At 31.5% G+C, this 21159-nt stretch carries 20 protein-coding genes; 17 read left to right on the top strand and 3 right to left on the bottom strand.

Annotated features, from left to right (window positions below; genetic code table 11):
- The first annotated feature begins 3 nt into the window (after positions 1 to 3).
- From iorA to mtnA, 9 genes are all read left to right on the top strand, one after another.
- A complete protein-coding gene (iorA, locus tag BLP60_RS01805) occupies positions 4 to 1830 on the top strand; it encodes an indolepyruvate ferredoxin oxidoreductase subunit alpha (RefSeq protein WP_092062472.1) in 1827 nt (608 codons plus the stop codon).
- An 85-nt stretch (positions 1831 to 1915) separates the two neighbouring features.
- Positions 1916 to 2515 (top strand): indolepyruvate oxidoreductase subunit beta, encoded by a 600-nt coding sequence (locus BLP60_RS01800; RefSeq protein WP_092062468.1) that lies wholly within the window; start codon positions 1916 to 1918, stop codon positions 2513 to 2515.
- Positions 2503 to 4017, top strand: a complete 1515-nt coding sequence (locus tag BLP60_RS01795) for a sigma-54-dependent Fis family transcriptional regulator (protein WP_092062465.1) — start codon at positions 2503 to 2505, stop codon at positions 4015 to 4017. The genes BLP60_RS01800 and BLP60_RS01795 overlap by 13 nt, the downstream gene beginning before the upstream one ends.
- The gene (locus tag BLP60_RS01790) at positions 4018 to 4857 is read left to right on the top strand and encodes an NAD(+)/NADH kinase (RefSeq protein ID WP_092062462.1); all 840 of its coding nucleotides are present in this window, start codon (positions 4018 to 4020) and stop codon (positions 4855 to 4857) included.
- On the top strand, positions 4851 to 6617 hold the full coding sequence (locus tag BLP60_RS01785) for an ARMT1-like domain-containing protein (RefSeq protein WP_092062459.1): 1767 nt from the start codon (positions 4851 to 4853) through the stop codon (positions 6615 to 6617). The genes BLP60_RS01790 and BLP60_RS01785 overlap by 7 nt, the downstream gene beginning before the upstream one ends.
- 1 nt (position 6618) lies before the next feature.
- On the top strand, positions 6619 to 7767 hold the full coding sequence (mltA, locus tag BLP60_RS01780; protein WP_159427671.1) for a murein transglycosylase A: 1149 nt from the start codon (positions 6619 to 6621) through the stop codon (positions 7765 to 7767).
- Positions 7760 to 8383 carry a DUF4254 domain-containing protein gene (locus BLP60_RS01775; protein WP_092062453.1) on the top strand — a complete coding sequence of 208 codons (624 nt, stop codon included), beginning with the start codon at positions 7760 to 7762 and terminating at the stop codon, positions 8381 to 8383. Before mltA ends, BLP60_RS01775 begins: the two co-directional genes overlap by 8 nt.
- A gap of 27 nt (positions 8384 to 8410) precedes the next feature.
- Positions 8411 to 9847, top strand: coding sequence for an Asp-tRNA(Asn)/Glu-tRNA(Gln) amidotransferase subunit GatB (gene gatB / locus BLP60_RS01770; protein WP_289626251.1), 1437 nt, complete (start codon positions 8411 to 8413; stop codon positions 9845 to 9847).
- A 21-nt stretch (positions 9848 to 9868) separates the two neighbouring features.
- Positions 9869 to 10888 (top strand): S-methyl-5-thioribose-1-phosphate isomerase, encoded by a 1020-nt coding sequence (gene mtnA / locus BLP60_RS01765; protein WP_092062447.1) that lies wholly within the window; start codon positions 9869 to 9871, stop codon positions 10886 to 10888.
- Here mtnA and BLP60_RS01760 read toward each other — a convergent pair.
- Positions 10883 to 12016 (bottom strand): GGDEF domain-containing protein, encoded by a 1134-nt coding sequence (locus BLP60_RS01760; protein ID WP_092062444.1) that lies wholly within the window; start codon positions 12014 to 12016, stop codon positions 10883 to 10885. The genes mtnA and BLP60_RS01760 overlap by 6 nt on opposite strands.
- A gap of 345 nt (positions 12017 to 12361) precedes the next feature.
- On the opposite strand from BLP60_RS01760, the gene BLP60_RS01755 reads away from it, so the two are divergent.
- From BLP60_RS01755 to BLP60_RS01725, 7 genes are all read left to right on the top strand, one after another.
- Positions 12362 to 13156, top strand: a complete 795-nt coding sequence (locus BLP60_RS01755; RefSeq protein WP_092062441.1) for a sulfide-dependent adenosine diphosphate thiazole synthase — start codon at positions 12362 to 12364, stop codon at positions 13154 to 13156.
- A gap of 96 nt (positions 13157 to 13252) precedes the next feature.
- A complete protein-coding gene (gene der, locus BLP60_RS01750; protein ID WP_092062438.1) occupies positions 13253 to 14566 on the top strand; it encodes a ribosome biogenesis GTPase Der in 1314 nt (437 codons plus the stop codon).
- 34 nt (positions 14567 to 14600) lie between these two features.
- Entirely contained in the window at positions 14601 to 15521 is a 921-nt protein-coding gene (locus BLP60_RS01745) for a branched-chain amino acid transaminase (RefSeq protein ID WP_234970925.1), read from the top strand.
- Positions 15522 to 16823 carry a DNA polymerase III subunit gamma/tau gene (gene dnaX, locus BLP60_RS01740; protein ID WP_092062432.1) on the top strand — a complete coding sequence of 434 codons (1302 nt, stop codon included), beginning with the start codon at positions 15522 to 15524 and terminating at the stop codon, positions 16821 to 16823.
- 32 nt (positions 16824 to 16855) lie between these two features.
- Positions 16856 to 17158 carry a YbaB/EbfC family nucleoid-associated protein gene (locus BLP60_RS01735; protein ID WP_092062429.1) on the top strand — a complete coding sequence of 101 codons (303 nt, stop codon included), beginning with the start codon at positions 16856 to 16858 and terminating at the stop codon, positions 17156 to 17158.
- A 2-nt stretch (positions 17159 to 17160) separates the two neighbouring features.
- Positions 17161 to 17769: a recombination mediator RecR gene (recR, locus tag BLP60_RS01730; protein WP_092062426.1), complete on the top strand. Its 609-nt coding sequence runs from the start codon at positions 17161 to 17163 to the stop codon at positions 17767 to 17769.
- Positions 17770 to 17788: 19 nt separating this feature from the next.
- Entirely contained in the window at positions 17789 to 18334 is a 546-nt protein-coding gene (locus BLP60_RS01725) for a pyruvate ferredoxin oxidoreductase subunit gamma (protein ID WP_092062423.1), read from the top strand.
- 80 nt (positions 18335 to 18414) lie between these two features.
- Here the strand turns inward: BLP60_RS01725 and BLP60_RS01720 are convergent, their stop codons facing one another.
- Entirely contained in the window at positions 18415 to 18885 is a 471-nt protein-coding gene (locus tag BLP60_RS01720) for a hypothetical protein (protein WP_092062420.1), read from the bottom strand.
- The gene (locus BLP60_RS01715) at positions 18886 to 19662 is read right to left on the bottom strand and encodes a DUF4198 domain-containing protein (protein ID WP_092062417.1); all 777 of its coding nucleotides are present in this window, start codon (positions 19660 to 19662) and stop codon (positions 18886 to 18888) included. It abuts the gene before it with no gap.
- 196 nt (positions 19663 to 19858) lie between these two features.
- Between BLP60_RS01715 and BLP60_RS01710 the strand changes: the two genes are divergently transcribed.
- The gene (locus BLP60_RS01710; RefSeq protein WP_092062414.1) at positions 19859 to 21124 is read left to right on the top strand and encodes a TIGR04013 family B12-binding domain/radical SAM domain-containing protein; all 1266 of its coding nucleotides are present in this window, start codon (positions 19859 to 19861) and stop codon (positions 21122 to 21124) included.
- Positions 21125 to 21159: the final 35 nt, after the last annotated feature.

Here is a 21159-nt window from a genome sequence, read left to right as displayed (position 1 = left end):
GATATGGATATACTTGTTAAAGGAAAAAGTGGAGATCAACATTTACTTCTTGGTAATCAAGCCATTGTAAGGGGAGCAATTGAGGCAGGAGTTGGGTTTGTTTCTTGTTATCCAGGAACCCCATCTTCAGAGGTCCCTGATACTTTTTATCGTTTGAAAAATGAGGGAAGCTATTATTTTGAATATTCTACTAATGAAAAAGTGGCTATGGAAGTAGCTGGAGGAGCTACCTTAGCAGGTGTGCCAAGTATGGTTACTATGAAACATGTAGGAGTAAATGTAGCAGCTGATCCTTTAATGACTTTGGCTTATATTGGAACACCTGGTGGAATGGTGATTTTAAGTGCAGATGATCCTTTTTGTCATTCTAGTCAAAATGAACAGGATAATCGTTATTATGCTAGATTAGGCGGATTTCCTTGTTTTGAACCAGCTTCTGCTCAAGAATGTAAAGATATGACCAAAGAAGCTTTTAGGTTATCAAAAAAATATGAGCAGCCGTTTGTGTTAAGGACTACAACTAGAGTGAATCATTTAAGAGGAAAGGTGGTATTTGAGGAAGTACAACCTGCGATAACAAAGGCTGAATTTCAAAAAGTGTCTTTTAGATTTGTTCCTATTCCTGTAGTGGCTAGAGAACGACATAAAGTTTTATTATCTAAATTGGAAGAAATAAAAGAAGAAGTGAACAAATCTTCTTTTAATAAAATTTGGGGAACAGGAAAGTTAGGTATAGTTGTTTCAGGAATAAGTAGAGCCTATTTACATGATGTTTTAAAAGATTTTCCTCAATTAAATAAAATAAAGGTATTAGAGCTTGGATTTACTTATCCTATAAGTGAAAAGTTAATTCTGAATTTTTTAGATGGAGTGGAAAAAGTTTTAATTTTAGAGGAATTAGAACCTATTTTAGAAACAGAAGTTAGAGCATTGGTTCAGAAGCAAAAAGTTTCCATAGAAATTATGGGCAAAAATATTGGTTTGCCACGATTTGGAGAGTATTCTACCACCTTAATTGCTAAGGCCCTCTCAAAATTTATGGGAGAAAGTATTACTGAAGTTAAATTATGTGAGGAAGAGAAAAATCTTGCTAATAGACCACCTAATTTGTGTGCAGGATGTCCTCATCGCTCTACTTATTATGCAGTTCGTAAGGTTTTTGGAGATGATGCTTATTATTCTTCAGATATAGGTTGTTATACTTTGGGAATTTTACCGCCTTTAAAAATGGCAGATTTCCTTTTATGTATGGGATCTTCTATTTCTGCGGGTAGTGGCATGGCCAAAGTTGTGGATAAACCAGTGGTGGCTTTTATTGGAGACTCTACGTTTTTCCATTCAGGCCTTACAGGGTTAGTAAATGCGGTATATAATAGGCATAATATTCTATTAGTTATTTTAGACAATAAAACTACAGCTATGACAGGACATCAACCGCATCCTGGAGTGAGTGCTGAAAAAATGTCCCAAGATGTAACGCCTATAGAAATAGAGCCAATTGTAAGGGCTATAGGAGTATCTCAAGTAAAAAAAGTAAGAGCTTTAAATCAAAAGGCATTAATAAAAGCTTTAGAAGAACTTAAAAATCTTGATGGAGTGAGGGTACTTATTTCTGAAGAGCCGTGTCCTCTTTTTGCTCGCAAAGTGATGGGTATAAAAAAGGATAAAAAAGCCTATATTACAGAAAACTGTGATAATTGTCTAAAGTGTGTTCAAGAATTAGCTTGTCCTGCTTTTTTTATTGAGGAAGGTAAAGTAAAAATAGATGAAGCTCTTTGCTCTGGTTGCATGGTGTGTTTGCAAATTTGTGAACATATAAAAGCAAAGTAAAAAATAAATACGTAAATTAACTTGTTATTTTAAAAATACAATTATTGTATTAAACTGAATTTAGGTAGGTTTGAAAGGAGTTAATATGTCTTTGGTAAGAATTTTTTTTGCAGGAGTAGGTGGACAAGGAACTTTAACAGTTACTAATTTGTTTGCTACTTTGGCCTTAGATAAGGGAATTCCTGTTACTGCTGGAGAAATTCATGGAATGGCTCAACGAGGAGGAGTTGTTCATACTTTTGTGTTATTGGGAGGATATTTGAGCCCTAAAATAAATTTAGGTGAGGCAGATGTGCTTTTAGGTTTTGAACCATTAGAGACTCTTAGAGCTTTACCTTTTTTAAAGTTAAAAAAAGGTTTAGTTGTTTCTAGTGAGAATCCTTTGTTTCCCATAGGAGTTTCTTTAGGGCAAGATACTTATCCTTCTTTGCAAGATATAAAGAAGAAGTGTGAAGATTGTGCTGAAAAAAGTTATTTTTTACCCGTATTAGAAGAAGCTGAAAAACTTGGAGTGCCACAGGTTGCTAATACTATTTTGCTGGCAGCATTTTTGGCTTTAAATAAAATAGAAATCACAGTAAATGACTTGGAAAAGGGTATAAAGAAATATTTAAAACCAAAGATTGTGGAGGTAAACCTACAAGCTATTGAAGTGGCAAAAAAATTAATCCCATGCACTATTTAGATATTTTAAAAGAAGCAGTTTTAGAACTTTCTTTTTCAAAGCCTTTAAGGGAGGGGCTTACCCATCTTTTAGAACATGTAGCTAAAAAGATGGGATATCGCCATATGTCTTTGGCTATTTTTGATCCCATTTCCCAAATGATAGAATTTACCATTTATTCTGGTTATGCCAAAGTTCCTCAAAAGACATATGCTCCTGGAGAGGGTATAATTGGACAGGTGGTCAAAGAAAAAAAGCCAATTATTGTCCCTGTAATGGGAGATGAGCCTCGGTTTTTGAATTTGGCTTTTAATAGAGATATTCAAGATTTAAAAAGGCTTTCCTTTATTGCTGTTCCTGTGTTGTTAAAAAATAATGATGGCTTAGCTGAGATTTTTGGTGTTTTAACAGCAGATATACCCAGGCGTTCTCTTGAAATTCTTAAAGAACAAAGTGAGTTTTTAGAATTATTAGCTATTATTATCGCACGGCATACCTCTTATCTCCAGGATGAGCTTACTAAGAAACATTTCTTACCTGAATTTGGTAAGGGTGATGAGAGTGAAGTTCAAAAAGAGAAAATAGTATTTTCTTCAAAAGCAATGTCTAAAATTATGACCCAAATTTCCCAGGTAGCTCCTTCTAAGGCTACTGTTTTACTTAGAGGAGAATCTGGGACAGGTAAAGAGTTGATAGCAGAGGCTATTCACAAACTTAGTAAAGTAAAGGATGGGCCTCTTATTAAGCTAAATTGCGCTGCTTTGCCAGCAGATTTAATAGAGTCTGAGTTATTTGGACATGAAAAAGGAGCTTTTACAGGAGCTATTCATACTAAAAAGGGAAAATTTGAATTGGCTCATAAAGGAACTTTGTTTTTAGATGAAATTGCAGAATTAAGTCTAGAGGCTCAGGCTAAATTACTTAGAGCAATTCAAGAAGGGGAGATTCAGCGTGTTGGAGGAGAAAAAGTTATTCAAGTAGATGTTAGGATAGTGTGTGCTACTCATCAACCTTTGGAAAAATTAATTCAAGAGAAAAAATTTAGAGAGGATCTTTACTTTAGAATAAATGTATTTCCTGTGTATATTCCTGCTTTACGAGAAAGAAGAGATGATATTTTACCTTTAGCAGAGCATTTTTTAGAGTATTATGCTAATGAGTATAATAAAAAGATAAAAAGAATTTCTACTCCTGCTATTGATCTTTTAGTTCAATACCATTGGCCAGGAAATGTAAGAGAATTAAAAAATTGTATGGAAAGAGCAGTTCTTATTTGTAATGAAGAAGTTATTAGAACTTATCATCTTCCGCCAACTCTTCAAACAGCAGAAAGTTCAGCAACAGATATTCAACTTCCTTTTGCAGAAGCGGTGGCTAAATTTGAGCAAGAGATTTTAATAGAAGCATTAAAAAAAGCAAAAGGAAATATGTTGCAGGTAGCAAGAGAACTTAAAGCAAGCTATAGAGTTATAAATTATAAAATTAAAAAATATAATATTAACCCTAAAAAATTTGTTCGTTAAATGATGTCCAGTTATTTTAAAAATATTTTATTAGTTTTAAAATATGGTGATGAAAAAGCATTAGAGTTGAGCCAACAAATAAAATCTTTTTTAAATATTAGAGGAATAAAAGTAGAAATTTTTTTTAATCGTTTAGAAGGGAAAACCATTGAAGTTAATTCAAAGAATATAGATTTAGTAATCGTGGTAGGAGGAGATGGGACTTTACTGAGTGTAGCGCGAAAGATGATTCTGCCAGAGGTTCCTTTTTTAGGATTTAACTTTGGTCGTGTGGGATTTATGGCAGAATTAGAGGCAGATAGCTGGCAAGAAAGTTTAGAAAATATTTTGCAAGGTAATTTTAGACTTAGTAATCGATTGGAGTTAAACTATGATATTCCTAGCTTAGAAGAAAAGGGTGTGGCAGTAAATGATATTGTTTTGCATCGTACTGGATTAGCAAGGCTTTTAGAATTTGAAATAACAATTAATAAAGAGGAAAAGTTTACAGTTCGAGCTGATGGAGTAATTGCTGCAACACCTACAGGATCTAGTGCTTATAATTTTTCAGCTGGCGGACCTTTATTATTTCCTGAGTTAAAAGCATTTGTTTTAACTTTTATTTGTCCTTTTTTATGTCCTTTACCTAGTTTTGTATTACCAAAGTCAACTAAACTTCAAATCGTTTTAACTTCTTTTCAATCTGAAGCCATGCTAACTATAGATGGACAAAAAGGTATTTTATTACCACCTCAAGTTAAATTGAATATAAGTGTATGTAAGAAGAGTTTTATTTTAATTCAAAAAAAAGAATCTGGATTTGTAACTCGTTTAAAAAATAAAGGAATATTACAATGTTAAAATTTCCTTCTAATATTCATTCGGTAAGGGATCTTTATTATGGTAAGGATCCTATTTTAGATGCTTGGATATTAAACTTTATGACTGAAAATGATTTAGAACCTTTGGCAAATCCAGAAGATAATGCATCACCAGAGCAGATTAAATTTATGGTTGATTTGGAAGAAGATCAGGTATTTGCTCCTTGTACTGATTGGCTTTTATTAAATCTTTTAAAAGGCGAGCTTAGTAAAGACTTAAAAAAAGAATATCTTTATACCTGGAAACGATTGGTTTTACTTTTAAATGCTATGCCTTTAGATGATTATGTGCGTAAAAAATTGGTTAACTTATGGAGGTATAAATTTCAACAAGCCTATAAAAATATGATTTTAATTCCTACTAGACTTGCTAAACGTTTAATTACTATTTTGCTTTCTCAATGTGTGGTTCATGATCCATATGAGGTTAGGAAACAATGGTTTAACCAACAAGCGTTTGATTTTGTTAATTCTGAGCAATTTAGAAAAATAGTAGATATTTGCCCTGCCGAAAAAATGACTTGTCAGAGTTTAGGAGATTTGCGTTGGGAATTAGATATGTTTGAGCTTTCTAGGTTGTTTTATTTATCTCAAATGGACTCTATTTGGACAAAAGGGGAGTTTAACAAGAAATATGATTTTGAGTTAAAAGAATATGCCTTGGAATTTAAGAAATTTCGATTTGCTTTGGAAAAAATGATGGGTGAAGACAGGTCTCGGTCTTTAAAGATTCTCTATTTACCTGATAGTGCAGGAGGGCTTATTATAGATTTATTAATTGTAAATGTTTTGTTAAGATTAGGATGTAAAGTTATTTTATCTTTTAAAAAAGGATTTTATTTTGATTATCCTACTTTTTGGGATATGGATAATGATTTGGTTTTGCAAAAAGTTTTGAAAAAAGCTTATTTTATCTCAAATAATAAAATTTCTAAAAAAGATCTTCTTTATAAATTAAAAGAGCATGATCTTGTTGTTATTTCAGATGGAACGAGAGAGAGACTTAACTTATGCAGAAGTAGTGTTACTTTTGCAAGGTCTTGGAAAGAATGTGATTTTATTATTGCGAAGGGATATGGTAATTATCGTCGTCTAATATTAACTTCTCATTTATTTACTAGAGACATAGTTGTCTGCTACAGAGATAAAAATGGAAAAGTATGTTTTGAGTATAAAGAAAAAAGTCCAAAAGTGCGTAAAATTACAGAAAATGAGATTATTGCTAAAGCAGAAGAAATTAAAGAAGAAATGAGAAAAGCTCACGCAAGTGGCCAGAAAGTTATGTTTTATAGTGCTATTGTAGGAAGTATCCCAGGACAGACTCAAACAGCAATAAAAGTTTTAAATACTTTTGTAAATTATTTGAGAAGTAAACTAGAAGGAACATTTATTATTAATCCTGCTGAACACTTTGAGCCTGGAATGGATGGAGATGATTTAATGTATATGTGGGAGATGGTACAAAGAAGTGGTCTAATAGATATTTGGCGCTTTCAAACAGTAGAAGATATAGAAAAGAGTTTTGAGTTAATGGGACAAAAAGTACCTCCTGTATGGGCAGGAAAGGATGCAACATTTTCCACTGGCTGTACTAAAGAAATGCAAATTGCTTTAGAAGAACAAAAAAAATATCCTGAGATGCAAATTATTGGACCTTCTCCTGATAAATTTTTTAGACGTAAAGAGTATGGTGTTGGTAAATATTTTGATGCTAGTTTGATTAAATTAGTTAATGGTTAAAATGAAAAAAAAATTATTTTTTTTAATTTGTTGTGTAAGTATTTTTGCTTGTACTTTTAAATCTCCACCTCCAGAGATAAATTTATCTTTATATCAAAAAAAAATTTTATTTAAAAAAGTATCACGCCAATTTATTGCTTCCAGAGATCAGCTTATAAATGCCTTGAATTATCAAATTGACTTTTTAATTAAACAAAATCCTAATAAAATTGTATTAAATAGAGGGACTTTGACTTGTACTTATGGTGATTTATTATATACAGCATTGAGTTTAATGGATAATATAGATTTATTGTGGGAGAATATAACAGAATTTTCTCGTCTTTTTAATGTTTATGTATTGTCTACAGATACTCTTTTAACAGGATATTATGAACCTTGGTTAGAGGCAAATTATGTTAAAACAGAAGAGTATAAATATCCTATTTATGGTTTGCCTGATGATTTAAAAGTAGTAGACTTGGGAAAATTTCATCCACGATTTAAGGGGCAAAGATTATATTATAGAATTTTAGGAGATAAAATAGAGCCTTATTTTTCTCGTGAAGAAATAGATAATGGTGCTCTTGAGGGAAGAGGGTTAGAAATTGCTTGGGTAAAAGATAAAGTGAAACTATTTTTTTTACATATTCAAGGCTCAGGAAGGCTTATATTTCCCGATGGAACAGTGAAACATGTTTTATTTGCTGGAAAGAATGGTAGACAGTATGTTTCTTTAGGAAGAGTGTTGGTAAAAAAAGGATTGCTTAAAGCAGAGAAAGTAAATCTTAAAACAATTTTTCATACCTTAGAAATGCATCCAGAGTTAGTAGATGATTTAATGTGGGCCAATCCTAGTTATGTGTTTTTTAAATTAGCAGATAAGGGGCCATTTGGGTGTATATCGCAGCCGTTGACACCGTGGGTAAGTGTAGCTAGTGATAATTCGTTTTTGCCCTGGGGAAGTATTGTTATAGGAGAGGGAGAATTGCCTTTGCAAACTGATGTTTCGCAAAAATTTGCTTCTATCTTTTTAGCTCAAGATACAGGAGGAGCTATTGTAAAGGATCATTTAGATCTTTTTTGTGGTTCAGGAGACAAGGCAGAATTTATAGCAGGTCACTTAAAAGATAGAATAAAGTTATATTTGATATTGAGGAAAAATGAATAAAGAAAAATTTAAAAATTTAGTTGATAAATGTATTAGTTTTCAAATTGAAAGTGTAGTTGAATGGCACTTAAAAGAAGAGGACATCAATATATTTGAAATAAGAGATAATCTTAGTTTAGAGAATATTGTGAAAAGAGAACATTTGTGTAATTTTAAATTATGGCATGTTGAAGATAGGGCAAGACGTATTGACGTTGATGATAGTGTTATTGCTCAATGTAAAAGAGATATTGATAAATTAAATCAATGTAGGAATGATTGGATTGAAAAGATCGATTTGTGGATAATGCATAATATACTACCATTTTTACCTTCAGTAAAATATAAAGTTTATAATACAGAAACAATAGGTTCAGTATTAGATAGATTATCTATTTTAAGTTTAAAAATTTATCATATGAATGAACAGTTGTTTAGAACAGATGTTGATGATAAACATGTTATTAATTGTAAAAAAAAGTTAAACATTTTAAAAGAGCAACATAAAGATCTAAAAAATTCTTTATTTTATTTAATTGATGAATATTTTTTAGGTAAAAAAGTTCCAAAAGTTTATTTTCAATTTAAAATGTATAACGATCCAAGTTTAAATCCTGAATTATATAATAAAAAGTAATAAAAATACATTTATAGTAAGTTGATAATTAGGGAGGCAAGGATGGAATTTGAAAGTGTGATTGGGTTAGAAGTCCATGCGCAGCTTAAAACTAAAAGTAAAATTTTTTGTAGTTGCTCTACAGCTTTTGGTGATGAGCCAAATGTTAATACTTGTCCTGTATGTACAGGAATGCCAGGAGTTTTACCAATTTTAAATAAAAAGGTTGTAGAATTTGCTATAAAAATGGGATTAGCTGTAAATTGTACAATAAATACTTATTCTATATTTGCTAGAAAAAATTATTTTTATCCTGATTTGCCTAAAGGTTATCAAATATCTCAATATGAATTGCCTATAGCTGAACATGGGTATCTTGTTATTCAAACTAATAAGGGTGATAAAAAGATTGGGATCACTCGTATTCATATGGAGGAAGATGCTGGTAAATCGATTCATTCTAGCTCAGAAAGTTTTATAGATTTAAATAGAACAGGTGTTCCTTTGTTGGAAATAGTTTCAGAACCAGATTTAAGAAGTCCTGAAGAGGCGGTTTCTTATTTAAAAGCTTTGCGTTCTATTTTGGTCTATTTAGATATTTGTGATGGTAACATGGAAGAAGGAAGCTTTCGGTGCGATGCTAATGTATCTATTAGGCCTAAAGGAGAAAATACATTTGGTATTAGAACAGAGATAAAGAATATTAATTCTTTTCGACATGTTCAGAAAGCTTTAGAATATGAGATTGAGAGACAAATAGACTTGGTTTTAGATGGAGAAGAAGTTGTTCAAGAAACTAGACTTTACGATCCTCAAAAAAATATTACTAAACCCATGAGGAGTAAAGAAGAGGCACATGATTATCGTTATTTTCCTGATCCTGACTTAGTACCATTAGTGTTAGATGAAAATTGGATTAATGAGATTAAAAAGAGCCTGCCAGAGCTTCCAGAGAGTAAATTTAAACGCTTTAAGGAAAATTATGGATTAGGCCAAGATGAGGCCCTTACTTTGACAGCAGAGAAAGATTTGGCTGATTTTTTTGAAAAAACTGTAGAATTAGGAGCAAATCCTAAAAAAGTAAGTAATTGGATATTATCTGAGCTTTTAAGAGTATTGCATGAGCATAAGTTAGGTTTAAAAGAGTCAAAGTTTACACCTTTTCAATTATATAATTTACTTGAGTTAATTAATAAGGGACTTATTAGTGGAAAAATAGGTAAAAATATTTTTGAGCATTTGGTATTATCAGGTGATGATCCTGAAAAGTATGTAAAAGAAAAAGGTTTAATTCAAATATCTGATAGCTCAGAATTAGAAGCTATTATTGAAAAAATATTAGATAACTTTCCTAAAGAAGTGGAAAGATATAAAAATGGAGAAAAAAAGCTTCAAGGATTTTTTGTAGGTCAAGTTATGAAAGCAACAAAAGGCAAGGCTAATCCACAACTAGTTAATTCTATTTTACAAAAAAAGTTAGTCTAGCCGAGATAAAAGAGGGAGAAAATGAATCATATTCAATTTGATAAGGTGAATGGAATATTAAAATTATTAGATCAGCGCTTTTTACCTGAAAAAGAAGATTGGTTTATATGCAAAACTTTAACAGATGTGATTTATGCTCTTAAAGAAATGGTTATTCGGGGGGCACCTGCAATTGGAATTACTGCAGCTTATGGATGTTGTATTTTAATTAAAGAAATAAGCAAATATGATGATTGGCAAGGTAAGTTATATAGGGGATTAGAAAATCTTGCAGCATCAAGACCAACAGCTGTAAATTTAAGTTGGGCAGTGAATATGATGCGTCATAAATTAGAAGACCTACAAATAAAAGATCCCCAATTAATATATGATTTTTGGACAAAAGAAGCTACTTCTTTGCATGAATTTGACATAGAAATAAATCAAAAAATGGGCAAATTAGGAGCTGATTTATTAGAGGATGGAGATGTTGTTATGACTCATTGTAATGCTGGGGCACTTGCTACAGGTGGATATGGAACCGCTCTTGGAGTTATAAGGGCAGCTGTAGAGCAAGGAAAACAAATAAAGGTTATTGCTAATGAAACCAGACCCTTTTTACAAGGGGCAAGGCTTACTGCTTATGAATTAGCAAAAGATGGGATAGAGGTTAAAGTTGCTTGCGATAATGCGTGTGCTTTTTTAATGAAAAATAAAATGATAAATAAAGTCATTGTGGGAGCTGATCGTATAGCAGTGAATGGAGATGTTGCCAATAAGATTGGCACTTATGGCGTAGCTTTATTAGCAAAAGAACATAATATACCTTTTTATGTAGCTGCACCTCTTTATACTATAGATCCTAATACAGCTAAAGGAGATGATATAAATATAGAACAAAGGCCTAAAAAAGAAGTTGCTTTTATTAATGATAAAAAAATTATACCTGATAATGTAGATGTTTTAAACTTTGCTTTTGATATTACACCAGCACATTTAGTTTCTGCAATTATAACAGAAAAAGATATTTTTAGGTTTCCTTATGATTTTAAGGGGTTATAGATTCTCAGTTAGTAAAGTTGCTTTTCCTTGTTTTTTTGCTTTATAAAGAAGATTATCTGCTTTTTTTATAATATCATTAACTGTTTTTATTTTAGGATTTAAAGTAAGACCCCCGCCACTAAAACTAAGAGTGACTGGATGTTGATTGATATATTTTATATTTTTTAGTTGATTTAAAATACGTCTTCCAATTTGAAGACTTTGGTTTAAATCAGTATTAAATAGAAGAATACAAAATTCATCTCCTCCATATCTAAAAACAATATCTTTATCGCGCAATACAGTATTCATGGTAATAGCTATTTGTTTTAAAACAATATCTCCAAAGTCATGTCCATAATTGTCGTTTATGATTTTAAAATTATCTAAATCGATAAATAGAATAGATATAGGTATTTTTTCTCTTTGATAAAGATTTATTGCCTCTTTTAGACGTATTTCCATATATCTTCTATTATATAATTTTGTTAAATAGTCTATAAAACTAGCAAGCTTTAATTTATCTTTTTCTTCTTTTAATTCTTTCAATGCTATGAAATTTAACCTAGAAAATTGTTCTAAAGAATATCCAGCATATACAGATGCTATAAAAGATCCAAGAAGGAAGCTAGTGTCTATTAAAAATAAGACATGATTTGTATTGAATTTTCCAATAGCATATATAGTATAAATTGTCCATATTACTATAGATGATATATTAACAAATTTGAACAATAGATGAGAAAATGTATAAGAATAGAAAAATACCAAAATTATTCCTGCAAAATGGAGATGAGCATAATTTGAATGCGATATATACATTATAAAAATAATACTTGCTGCTGTTGAAATTATAATTATAACTAAAAAAATATAAATATATTGATGAAATTTTTTAAAAAAGGTTGATATAAAAATTGGAAAGAATATTATAGAAATAACTATTATTCTAGTTAGTCTAGCAGTGTATGCTACATCTGGCGTAATAATTTGGTCTAAAAGAGTAAAGGAAATGTATATAAGTGCTCCTATCAGGATAGAAAATCGCATATAATTTAAATAATTTTTTATTTGTTCTTGTTTAAATGCTTGTTCTAAGGTTGGATCTGGAAATTCAAGAGATATTGATTTAATTATCTTTTTTAGCATAGTATCTTTTAACAATAAAATAGATGCCTTGCAATACTATATTTTAGTTTGTCTAGGTTAGAGTTGAGAGGATTGGTAGATTTTTTCTTTTTTGTCAATGGTAAAATTAAAATTCTTAGGAAAATATTTTTCTTTAAATTACATTTTTAATATATAAACTTAATTGTTAATATTTGTGTTTTTATTTAACAGTTTGGAAAAATAGGGAGATTATTTGGATAAAAGGAAAACTCTTTACCTTTAACTCAAGGTTGTTTATCCTGTAAGGAATGTATTTTGTTGCAATTAGGTAAAAAAAGATGATAATTTTATGTTATGAGTAGAAAAAAATATAAGGAGAATAATATGTTAGAAGAGAAAATTATTTCAGAAGCCATTATTTCCCGTTATTTTGAGGACTTTAAAAGTAGTCTTTCTTTAGATGTAGCTATAGTTGGAGGCGGACCTTCTGGAATGACTGCAGGATATTATTTGGCTAAAGAGGGATTTAAAGTGGCCTTATTTGAGCGAAAGCTTTCTATTGGTGGAGGAATGTGGGGAGGTGGAATGACCTTTAATTATATAGTTGTTCAGGAGCAAGGTAGAGAAATTTTAGAAGATCTTGGTATTCCTACTAAAGAGTATAAAACGGGTTATTTTACTGTAGATGCTGTTTTGGCTACTACCACTTTAGCTTCAAAGGCATGTCTTGCTGGAGTAAAAGTATTTAATTGTATGAGTGTAGAAGATGTGGTTATTCGAGAAGAGAATGGTAAGAAAAGAGTTTCTGGCTTGGTAGTAAACTATAGTCCTGTAGAAATGGCTGGCTTACATGTAGATCCTTTAGTTTTAGAAACAAAGTTTGTAATTGAAGCTACAGGACACGATACAGAAGTTTTAAAGACATTGGTTAGAAAGAATGATATAAAGCTTTTTACTCCTTCAGGAGAAATAGAAGGAGAGAAATCTATGTGGGCAGAGGTGGCTGAAGAAAATACATTAAAAAATACTCAAGAGGCATTTCCTGGCATATATGTATGTGGGATGGCTGCTAATGCTTGTTTTGGTTCTTATAGAATGGGGCCAATCTTTGGCGGGATGTTGCTCTCTGGCGTTAAGGTTGCTAAAGAGATTGCAGAGCGTATTAAAAAGGGAGATTAATTTTTTTATTGTATTTTTAAATTTTGTAGAAATTGGCTAATATTGTAAAAGTAGTTTTGCATTATGGAAATATTTATACATTAGAAGAAGAAAAAGATGATACCTTTAGTAGTAATTTTAGGTCGACCTAACGTTGGTAAGTCGACATTATTTAATCGTTTACTTAAAAAAAAGAAATCCTTAACTCATAATTTGCCAGGTGTTACTCGTGATAATATTTACGGAGAGGTAATACATGAAAAAGTAAAATTTGCTTTAGTTGACACAGGAGGATTAGTTTTAGAGGGTGAGGATGAATTTGAAAAAGAGATTTTAGTTCAGGCTGAAGAAGCCTTAAGTGATGCAGATTTAGTGTTATTTGTGGTGGATGGAAAAGATGGTCTTACTCCTCAGGATAAAGAAGTAGCGAGGTTACTCCGACAAGCTAATAAAAATACTTTACTTGTGGTGAATAAAGTAGATGGATTTGAGCAAGAAGATCTCTTAATTTCAGATTTTTATGGTTTAGGGTTTCCAATGGTCGCTGTATCCGCAGCTCATGGTTATAATGTGCGATTTTTATTGGATCAGGTTGTAGAAAATTTACCTTTTGTGCAAAGTAAAGATAACATTCAGATGGAGGAACAAGGACTAAAACTTTGTGTCTTAGGAAGGCCAAATGTAGGGAAATCTTCTTTAGTTAATGAGTTATTTGGAAGAAAAAAACAAATAGTTAGTTCTGTCCCTGGCACAACTAGAGATTGTGTGGATCTTGTAATTGAAAAGAATGGTAGGCACTATATTTTAATTGATACTCCAGGAGTTAGGCGTAAAAGTAATATTGAAGGAAGTTTAGAACGATTTAGTGTTCTGAGGGCGTTAAAAACCAGTAAAAGATCAGATATTGTTTTTTTGATGGTAGATGCTTTAGAAGGTATATGCCATCAGGACAAAAAACTTATTTCTTTTTTGCAGAGAGAACATATTCCGTTTATTGTTTTGGTTAATAAAATTGATTTATTAAAAGAAAATGAGTTAAAAAGAATAAAAGAAGAAATAGCTTATGAGCTGAGATTTTGTAGTTATGTTCCTGTAGTTTTTACCTCTACTGTAACCAGAGCAGGGATGGGTAGCCTTGTTCCTTTAGCAGAGAAGGTTTGGGAAAAATCAGGAATTAGGATTTCTACCTCTGAGTTAAATAGGTTGTTAAGAGAGGTACAACACAAACATCAACCTCCTATAGTTAGAGGTAAAAGGCTTAAATTTTATTATGTTACTCAGACCGATGTTTATCCACCAGAGTTTGTGTTTTTTGTGAATAATCCTAGTTTGATAAAAGCTTCCTATAAAAGGTTTTTGGAAAATAAAATAAGGAATCTTTTTAACCTGGAAATGGTTCCCTTAAAAATATATTTTAGGGGAAGGAGTTAAAGAAAAGATATAAAATTTAATGGGTGGAGGCGTTATGTTAAAAACAGAAAAAATTTGGTTTGATGGTGAATTAGTACCATGGGAAGAGGCTAATGTTCATGTACTTACTCATACTTTACATTATGGTGTGGGGGTATTTGAGGGAATTAGATGCTATAAATGTATAGAAGGTGGATCTGCTGTTTTTAGATTAAAAGAACATGTTCAAAGGCTTTTTCATTCTGCCAAAGCTGTAGAAATGGAGATTCCATTTTCTGTAGAAGAAGTGGCAGAAGCTATTGTAGAGACTCTAAAAGTAAATAAACTAGAGGAAGGATATATTCGTCCTTTAGCTTTTATTGGTAGCGGAGCTATGGGAGTGCATCCTGGTAAAAATCCTGTTCATTTAGTTATAGCTGTTTGGCCGTGGGGAGCTTATTTAGGGGAAGAAGCCTTAAAAAAAGGTATAAGAGTAAAAACTTCTTCTTTTACAAGACATCATGTTAATATTATGATGACCAAGGCAAAAGTATGTGGTAATTATGTTAATTCTGTTTTGGCAAAACGAGAAGCAGTGGCAGATGGTTATGATGAGGCTTTAATGCTTGATCCAGAAGGATATGTTGCTGAAGCTACTGGGGAAAATATATTTATTGTTCGTAACAGTATTATAAAAACTCCTCCTTTAGATTCTATTTTACCAGGAATAACTCGAGATAGTTTAATAACTTTGGCTAAGGACATGGGATATGAGGTAGTTGAACAACGTTTTACAAGAGATGAATTATATAGTGCTGATGAAGCATTTTTCTGTGGAACAGCAGCAGAAGTAACTCCTATTAGAGAGGTAGATCGAAGAGTTATTGGAAGTGGGCAAGCAGGTCCAACTGCATTATTATTACAAAGTGAATATTTTAAAATAGTAAAGGGTGATAATTTAAAATACGCTGGTTGGCTTACTAAATTTGAGATTTAAATGAGTATTCAGCTAACTAGAAAATATCGTCCTCAGACCTTTGCCGAGGTAGTAGGGCAAGATTTTATAAAACAGGTTCTTTCGCGGGCTGCTTTGGAAAACAAAGTGGCCCATGTTTATCTATTTAGTGGGACAAGAGGGGTTGGAAAGACAACAATAGCAAGAATTTTAGCAAAAACAATTAATTGTGAAAAATTCCCTACAGCTGAACCTTGTAATAAATGTTCTAATTGCATTGCTATAACTAAAGGCATTTCTCCTGATGTCTTAGAAATAGATGGAGCATCTCACACAGGCGTTGATAATGTTCGAAAATTAAGAGAAGATGTTTTTTTACCTCCTATTTCTGGGAACTACAAAGTCATTATTATTGATGAAGCTCATATGCTCTCAAAAGCAGCCTTTAATGCTTTTTTAAAGACTTTAGAAGAACCCCCCAAACATTGTGTTTTTATTTTTGCTACTACAGAACCAGAAAGATTTCCTATCACTATTATTAGTAGATCTCAGCATTATGTGTTTAATGCTTTGACTCAAAGTCAAATTGAGTCTCATCTTCAAAATATTTTGAATTTAGAAGGCATAAAGTATGAACTCCAAGCTATTAGTTTAATTGCAAAAAGAGCAGATGGTTCTATTCGCGATTCAATGTCTTTATTAGCTCAAGTTTTGGCTTTATCAGGAAATGAACTTCAAGAAGAAGATGTGCGAAAAATTTTAGGGTTGGCAGGAGAAGAATTATTTCAAAGATTGTTTGAAAGTTTAATTCAAGAAAATTTAATAGAGCTACACAACTTAGTGGAATATTTAAGAGAGCAGGGACTGGATTTAGGTTTTTTTATAAAAGAATTTGGATTGTATTGGCGTAATTTATTTTTAATTGCTCAACTTAAAAATGAGGCAAATAAGATTTTAGGTTGGGAAAGAGATAAATTAGACTACTGGATTAACTTATCTAAACAGTTTGGAATAAAAAGAATTCATGCTAGTTGGCAAATGGTTGTAGAAGCTCAGAGGACTATTTTAAAAAATGTTGACCCCATTTTAGATTTAGAGCTTTTATTTTTTAATCTTGCTTATTTGTCAAAGTTATTAGGAGTAGAAGAATTAATTATTGAAGATAAAAGAGGTGAAATAGAAAATAAAATTTCTTTAGAGAAAAATTTAAATTTAACGTTAAAAAAAAGAACTGAAAAAATTTTGAATGAGAAAAAGGATGATCAAGAGATAAAAGAACATCCTTTAGTAAAGAAAATTATTGAAGAGTTTGATGCTAGAATATTAGCTGTTGTAAAAAGTTAACTTTTGAAAGTTTTTTATTAGAGGAGGATGTAATGCAAGATTTAATTCGCCAAGCTCAGATGTTGCAGAAAAAAATGGCAACAATGCAAGAAGAATTGAAAAAGAAAGTAGTAGAAGCATCTGCAGGTGGAGGAATGGTTGTGGTAAAAGCTACAGGAGGACAGGAAATTGTAGAAATAAAAATTGATCCTACAGTAGTTAATCCAGAAGATGTTCAAATGTTAGAAGATTTAGTTTTAGCAGCTACAAATGAAGCCTTAAAAAAAGCTAAGGATATGGTACAAAGTGAAATGTCTAAATTAACAGGTGGACTGAATATTCCGGGGTTATTTTAGAGATGTTAGATAAATTACCTCTTCCGCTTCAAAATTTAGTATATAAATTTTCTCAATTTCCTGGAGTGGGTCCTAAGAGTGCGTTGAGAATGGTGATGGAACTTCTCAATTGGCCAGAAGACAAAGTTATAACTTTAGGGAAAGATATTTTAGAACTTAAGTCTAGATTAAAACCTTGTAAGTACTGTCAGGCACTTACAGAAGAAGACCCTTGTTCTATTTGTGCAGATCCAACTCGAGATGAGACTTTACTTTGTGTGGTAGCTGATTTGGATTCTATGTTTGTTTTAGAAGAACCAGGTTTTTATAGGGGAAAGTATTTTATACTTGGAGGACTTTTGTCTCCGTTAGATGGTAAAGAAAGTGAAAGTTTAAATACTGAAGCTTTAGAGAATAGATTAAGATATGGACAAATAAAAGAAGTAATTTTAGCCTTAGGAAGTACCGTTGAGGCAGAAAATACTGCCTCTTATGTAAAAAATCTAGTAAATAGTAAGTTTCCTAAGATAAATATTACTCGATTGGCTCAAGGGATACCCTTGGGAGCAGAAGTGAAATATATGGATAAAGAAACCTTGCGTCAGTCTTTAAATTTTAGGCAAAAACTTTAAAAATAGGGTGAGGTGGAAGATGATAGAGATTAGACTTCATGGAAGAGGAGGACAGGGCGGAGTAACCTCAGCTGAACTTTTGGCAAAGGCAGCAATTGATAAAGGAAAGTTTGCTCAAGCTTTTCCAAGTTTTGGCCCAGAAAGAAGAGGAGCACCTGTAGAAGCTTTTGTTAGAGTGTCAGATGAGAGGATTAGGATAAGAGAAAAAATTTATAACCCTGATGTAGTTTTGGTTTTAGATCCTACCTTACTGGGTGTTGTAGATGTGGCTAAGGGTCTTAAAAAAGATGGTATTGTAATAGTAAATGCTTCAGAATCGGTAGAAGAGTTAAAAGAGAGATACGGTTTTTCTAAAGTTGCTCAGGTGGATGCTTTAAAAATAGCTTTAAGTTGTTTAGGAGTTCCTATTACAAATACTACTATGTTAGGAGCATTATTAAAAGCCACTTCTATCCTAATGCCAGAGGATATGGAAGGAGTTTTATTAGAACGTTTTGGTTCTAAATTAGGACCAAAAAATTTTGAGGCATTAAACGAAGCGTTTTCTAAAACCATGGTAGCATAGTTTATTATTGTTAATAAACCAAAAAGGGCAACATTAATGTTGCCCTTTTTGGTTGTAAAGGATGCGGCAAAAGATAGAGTTTATTGTTGCCTAAAACATCGTAGCTTGCCTAAAAATATCAAATTTAAAATTAAAGAAAGTCCTAAAATAACCTTAAGCCAATTTATCTTGATATTGCTAGAATAGATAATATTGTTTTTTTTATAATTGTGAGAAATGTCTTTTGCCTGGTTTTTTTGAATAGGAGTATAAAAGAATATTAATTTATGTCCCATACCAGCATAAACTTCTATTTTAATATTTTTTATTTCTTTAGGTATAAGTAAAGGAAATTTTCCCTGAGCAGTTGTTTTGCCTGTTTGAATTAAGTTGTTTTTATGGAATATTTTTACAGAGGCAAAGCCAGCAGCTTCACCTCCTGTAAATGTAATTTGTAGAATGGGGATGTTATTTCCTTGAGTAATTGTATATCCTAATCCATGAGCCCAGACTTGGGTGGTTAAATAGATTAGAATAAATATAGTATAACTTACTATAGCCTTAAAATACACTTATCTCACCTCAAAGATTAAAGTAGCTCGCATAACATGGGCGTCATAATCTTTAGAGTTAACTTTTTTCTCTACTTGAACTCTTACCATCCATACACCTGGAGATGAAATTTTAACATATCCTATGCCATTATCCTGTGCCTCCGTTAAATAGGCATAGGTATTAGGATGCATACTAAATCTATCATAACTTGCCATTATTTCAGTATTTATAGGCTTTCCTTGTAATAAAACCTTTACTGGCAAGATATCTCCTGGTTTTAGCTGATAAGGATTTTTTAAGGGAATAATTTCTAGTGTCTGTCCTAAAGGTTTTTTATAAAAATTTGTATTTTCACCTACTTTAATAAGAGCTTTAGAAAACTTTTCATACAAGCCGCTTTTTAATACTCCTTTTAAACCTTTTTTACTTTTTTGTACCCATCCTTTAGTTGTTTTTGTCCAAATCATGCCTTTGCGGTGTGCCTTTAAATAAAACATGCCTGGTTCAGTTAGCATAACTTTGCCATCAAGCGTATAAAGAGTTTGATTTGGTTGAAGATTGATTTTCTGATTTGTATCAGGACCTATTAAATATACTTCTACTTTATCTAATGGTTCTACTTCTTCACTGAGCATGTATATGTGACTAGATACAATACTAAAAGGATTTTCTCCTGGCTGGGGTAAGGAAAAAAAGTAGGGCTTAACAATAAATTCATGAGCAGAAGCTTGATTAGAAAATAGGTATCCTACTATTAACATGGTAAAGATAAAAATTTTTTTAAAACAATTCATTTATAAACCTCCTGTGAAAAAGTTTGTGTTTAGAGTGTTATTGTTTTAATAAAAATATGTCAACTAAAAATATTTTTAGAAAAATAATTTTATTAAATTTAGATAAAAATGGCTCTAGATAAATATGAATAGTTGGTTTAAGTACTGATAGTTAATTAAGATTGGTAGGGTACAAAACTTTTTCCGTTTAGGTTAAATGAGAAAAACATATCTTTTATTTTGGAAAAATTCTTTAAATAGGTATAGTATTAATGCTTTATTAGGAGCGTTAGAAACTAAAAAATTGTTAAATAATTTTGAAATCATTTTTTTTAATTCTATACAAGACTTAAACATCTCTTTTAAATCATCTGTAATTTTTTGTTTTTCTTTTTGTTCTTTTAATATTTTTGAGATTTACAAAATTGTTTCAACGCTAAAAACAAAATATAAAAATAGTATATTTTTGGCAGGTGGTCCTCATCCTAGTGGTGATATTTATGGTAGTTTATGTTTTGGATTTGATTTTGTTTTTGTGGGCGAGTCAGAAGAAAGTTTTTGTCTTTTTTTGGATAATTTTTTAAATGGCAATGAATTTAAATCTACCCCTGGCGTAGCTTATTTAGAAAAAGAAAATGTAAAAATTAATAAAAACAAGAAGTATGTTGATTTGAATCAATATTTTCCGTTTTCAAAGTCTTTGATGCGCTTTGGCCCTTTAGAAATTACAAGGGGATGTCCTTTTGCTTGTAAATATTGTCAGACGTCATTTTTATTTGGAACAAAAGTTAGACATAGAAGTATTTTAACTATTTTGGAATGGATTAAATTTTTTAAAAGCATAAATTTAACAGATATTCGTTTCATTACACCCAATGCTTTGGCTTATGGTTCTAGAAATGGACGAGAGGTCAATATAGAAGCTATTGAAGAGCTTTTAACTAAAATAAGAGAGATACTGCCTTATGGAAGGATTTTTTTTGGCTCTTTTCCTTCAGAAGTCAGACCAGAACAACTGAGTGAAAAGATTATGCGGTTATTAGCTAAAAAGATTGATAATAAAAATTTGGTTATAGGGGCTCAGACAGGAAGTGAAAGAATGCTTAGAAGTATGGGACGACAACATACTCTTGATGATGTGCGTTCTGCTGTTAGATTAGCTGTAAAATATAACTTTATTCCTTGTGTTGATTTTATTTTTGGCCTTCCTGGGGAAACAAAAGAAGATGAACAGGATACTATTTTATTCATGCAAGAATTGACTCAATTAGGAGCAAGAGTTCATGCTCATACTTTTATTCCTTTACCAGGAACTCCGTGGGAAGATAAGAGTCCTGGAAAAATAAGTATAGATGTAAGAAGAGCCATTACTAGACTTATTTCCAATGGAAAGGCTTTTGGTAACTGGGAAAGACAAGAAACAGAAGCAGAGAAGTTGGTTAAATTTTGGCGTAATAAATTTGATTTACAAGGTTATCTCTAGAAGTCTTGCTTGCTCTTATTTATTTATTTTGTTAA

The organism is Desulfonauticus submarinus (genome assembly GCF_900104045.1).
In the GTDB taxonomy this organism is placed as follows: domain Bacteria; phylum Desulfobacterota; class Desulfovibrionia; order Desulfovibrionales; family Desulfonatronovibrionaceae; genus Desulfonauticus; species Desulfonauticus submarinus.
This window is presented reverse-complemented; position numbering and strand designations above follow the sequence as displayed.

Coding starts and splice junctions, on each gene's coding strand:
- BLP60_RS01715 (WP_092062417.1), bottom strand. CDS start 19,662: ATGAATTGTTTTAAAAAAATTTTTATCTTTACCATGTTAATAGTAGGA.
- iorA (WP_092062472.1), top strand. CDS start 4: ATGGATATACTTGTTAAAGGAAAAAGTGGAGATCAACATTTACTTCTT.
- BLP60_RS01725 (WP_092062423.1), top strand. CDS start 17,789: ATGATAGAGATTAGACTTCATGGAAGAGGAGGACAGGGCGGAGTAACC.
- BLP60_RS01735 (WP_092062429.1), top strand. CDS start 16,856: ATGCAAGATTTAATTCGCCAAGCTCAGATGTTGCAGAAAAAAATGGCA.
- mltA (WP_159427671.1), top strand. CDS start 6,619: ATGAAAAAAAAATTATTTTTTTTAATTTGTTGTGTAAGTATTTTTGCT.
- dnaX (WP_092062432.1), top strand. CDS start 15,522: ATGAGTATTCAGCTAACTAGAAAATATCGTCCTCAGACCTTTGCCGAG.
- BLP60_RS01790 (WP_092062462.1), top strand. CDS start 4,018: ATGATGTCCAGTTATTTTAAAAATATTTTATTAGTTTTAAAATATGGT.
- mtnA (WP_092062447.1), top strand. CDS start 9,869: ATGAATCATATTCAATTTGATAAGGTGAATGGAATATTAAAATTATTA.
- BLP60_RS01745 (WP_234970925.1), top strand. CDS start 14,601: ATGTTAAAAACAGAAAAAATTTGGTTTGATGGTGAATTAGTACCATGG.
- BLP60_RS01710 (WP_092062414.1), top strand. CDS start 19,859: ATGAGAAAAACATATCTTTTATTTTGGAAAAATTCTTTAAATAGGTAT.
- BLP60_RS01795 (WP_092062465.1), top strand. CDS start 2,503: ATGCACTATTTAGATATTTTAAAAGAAGCAGTTTTAGAACTTTCTTTT.
- BLP60_RS01760 (WP_092062444.1), bottom strand. CDS start 12,016: ATGCTAAAAAAGATAATTAAATCAATATCTCTTGAATTTCCAGATCCA.
- BLP60_RS01800 (WP_092062468.1), top strand. CDS start 1,916: ATGTCTTTGGTAAGAATTTTTTTTGCAGGAGTAGGTGGACAAGGAACT.
- recR (WP_092062426.1), top strand. CDS start 17,161: ATGTTAGATAAATTACCTCTTCCGCTTCAAAATTTAGTATATAAATTT.
- BLP60_RS01775 (WP_092062453.1), top strand. CDS start 7,760: ATGAATAAAGAAAAATTTAAAAATTTAGTTGATAAATGTATTAGTTTT.
- BLP60_RS01755 (WP_092062441.1), top strand. CDS start 12,362: ATGTTAGAAGAGAAAATTATTTCAGAAGCCATTATTTCCCGTTATTTT.
- der (WP_092062438.1), top strand. CDS start 13,253: ATGATACCTTTAGTAGTAATTTTAGGTCGACCTAACGTTGGTAAGTCG.
- BLP60_RS01785 (WP_092062459.1), top strand. CDS start 4,851: ATGTTAAAATTTCCTTCTAATATTCATTCGGTAAGGGATCTTTATTAT.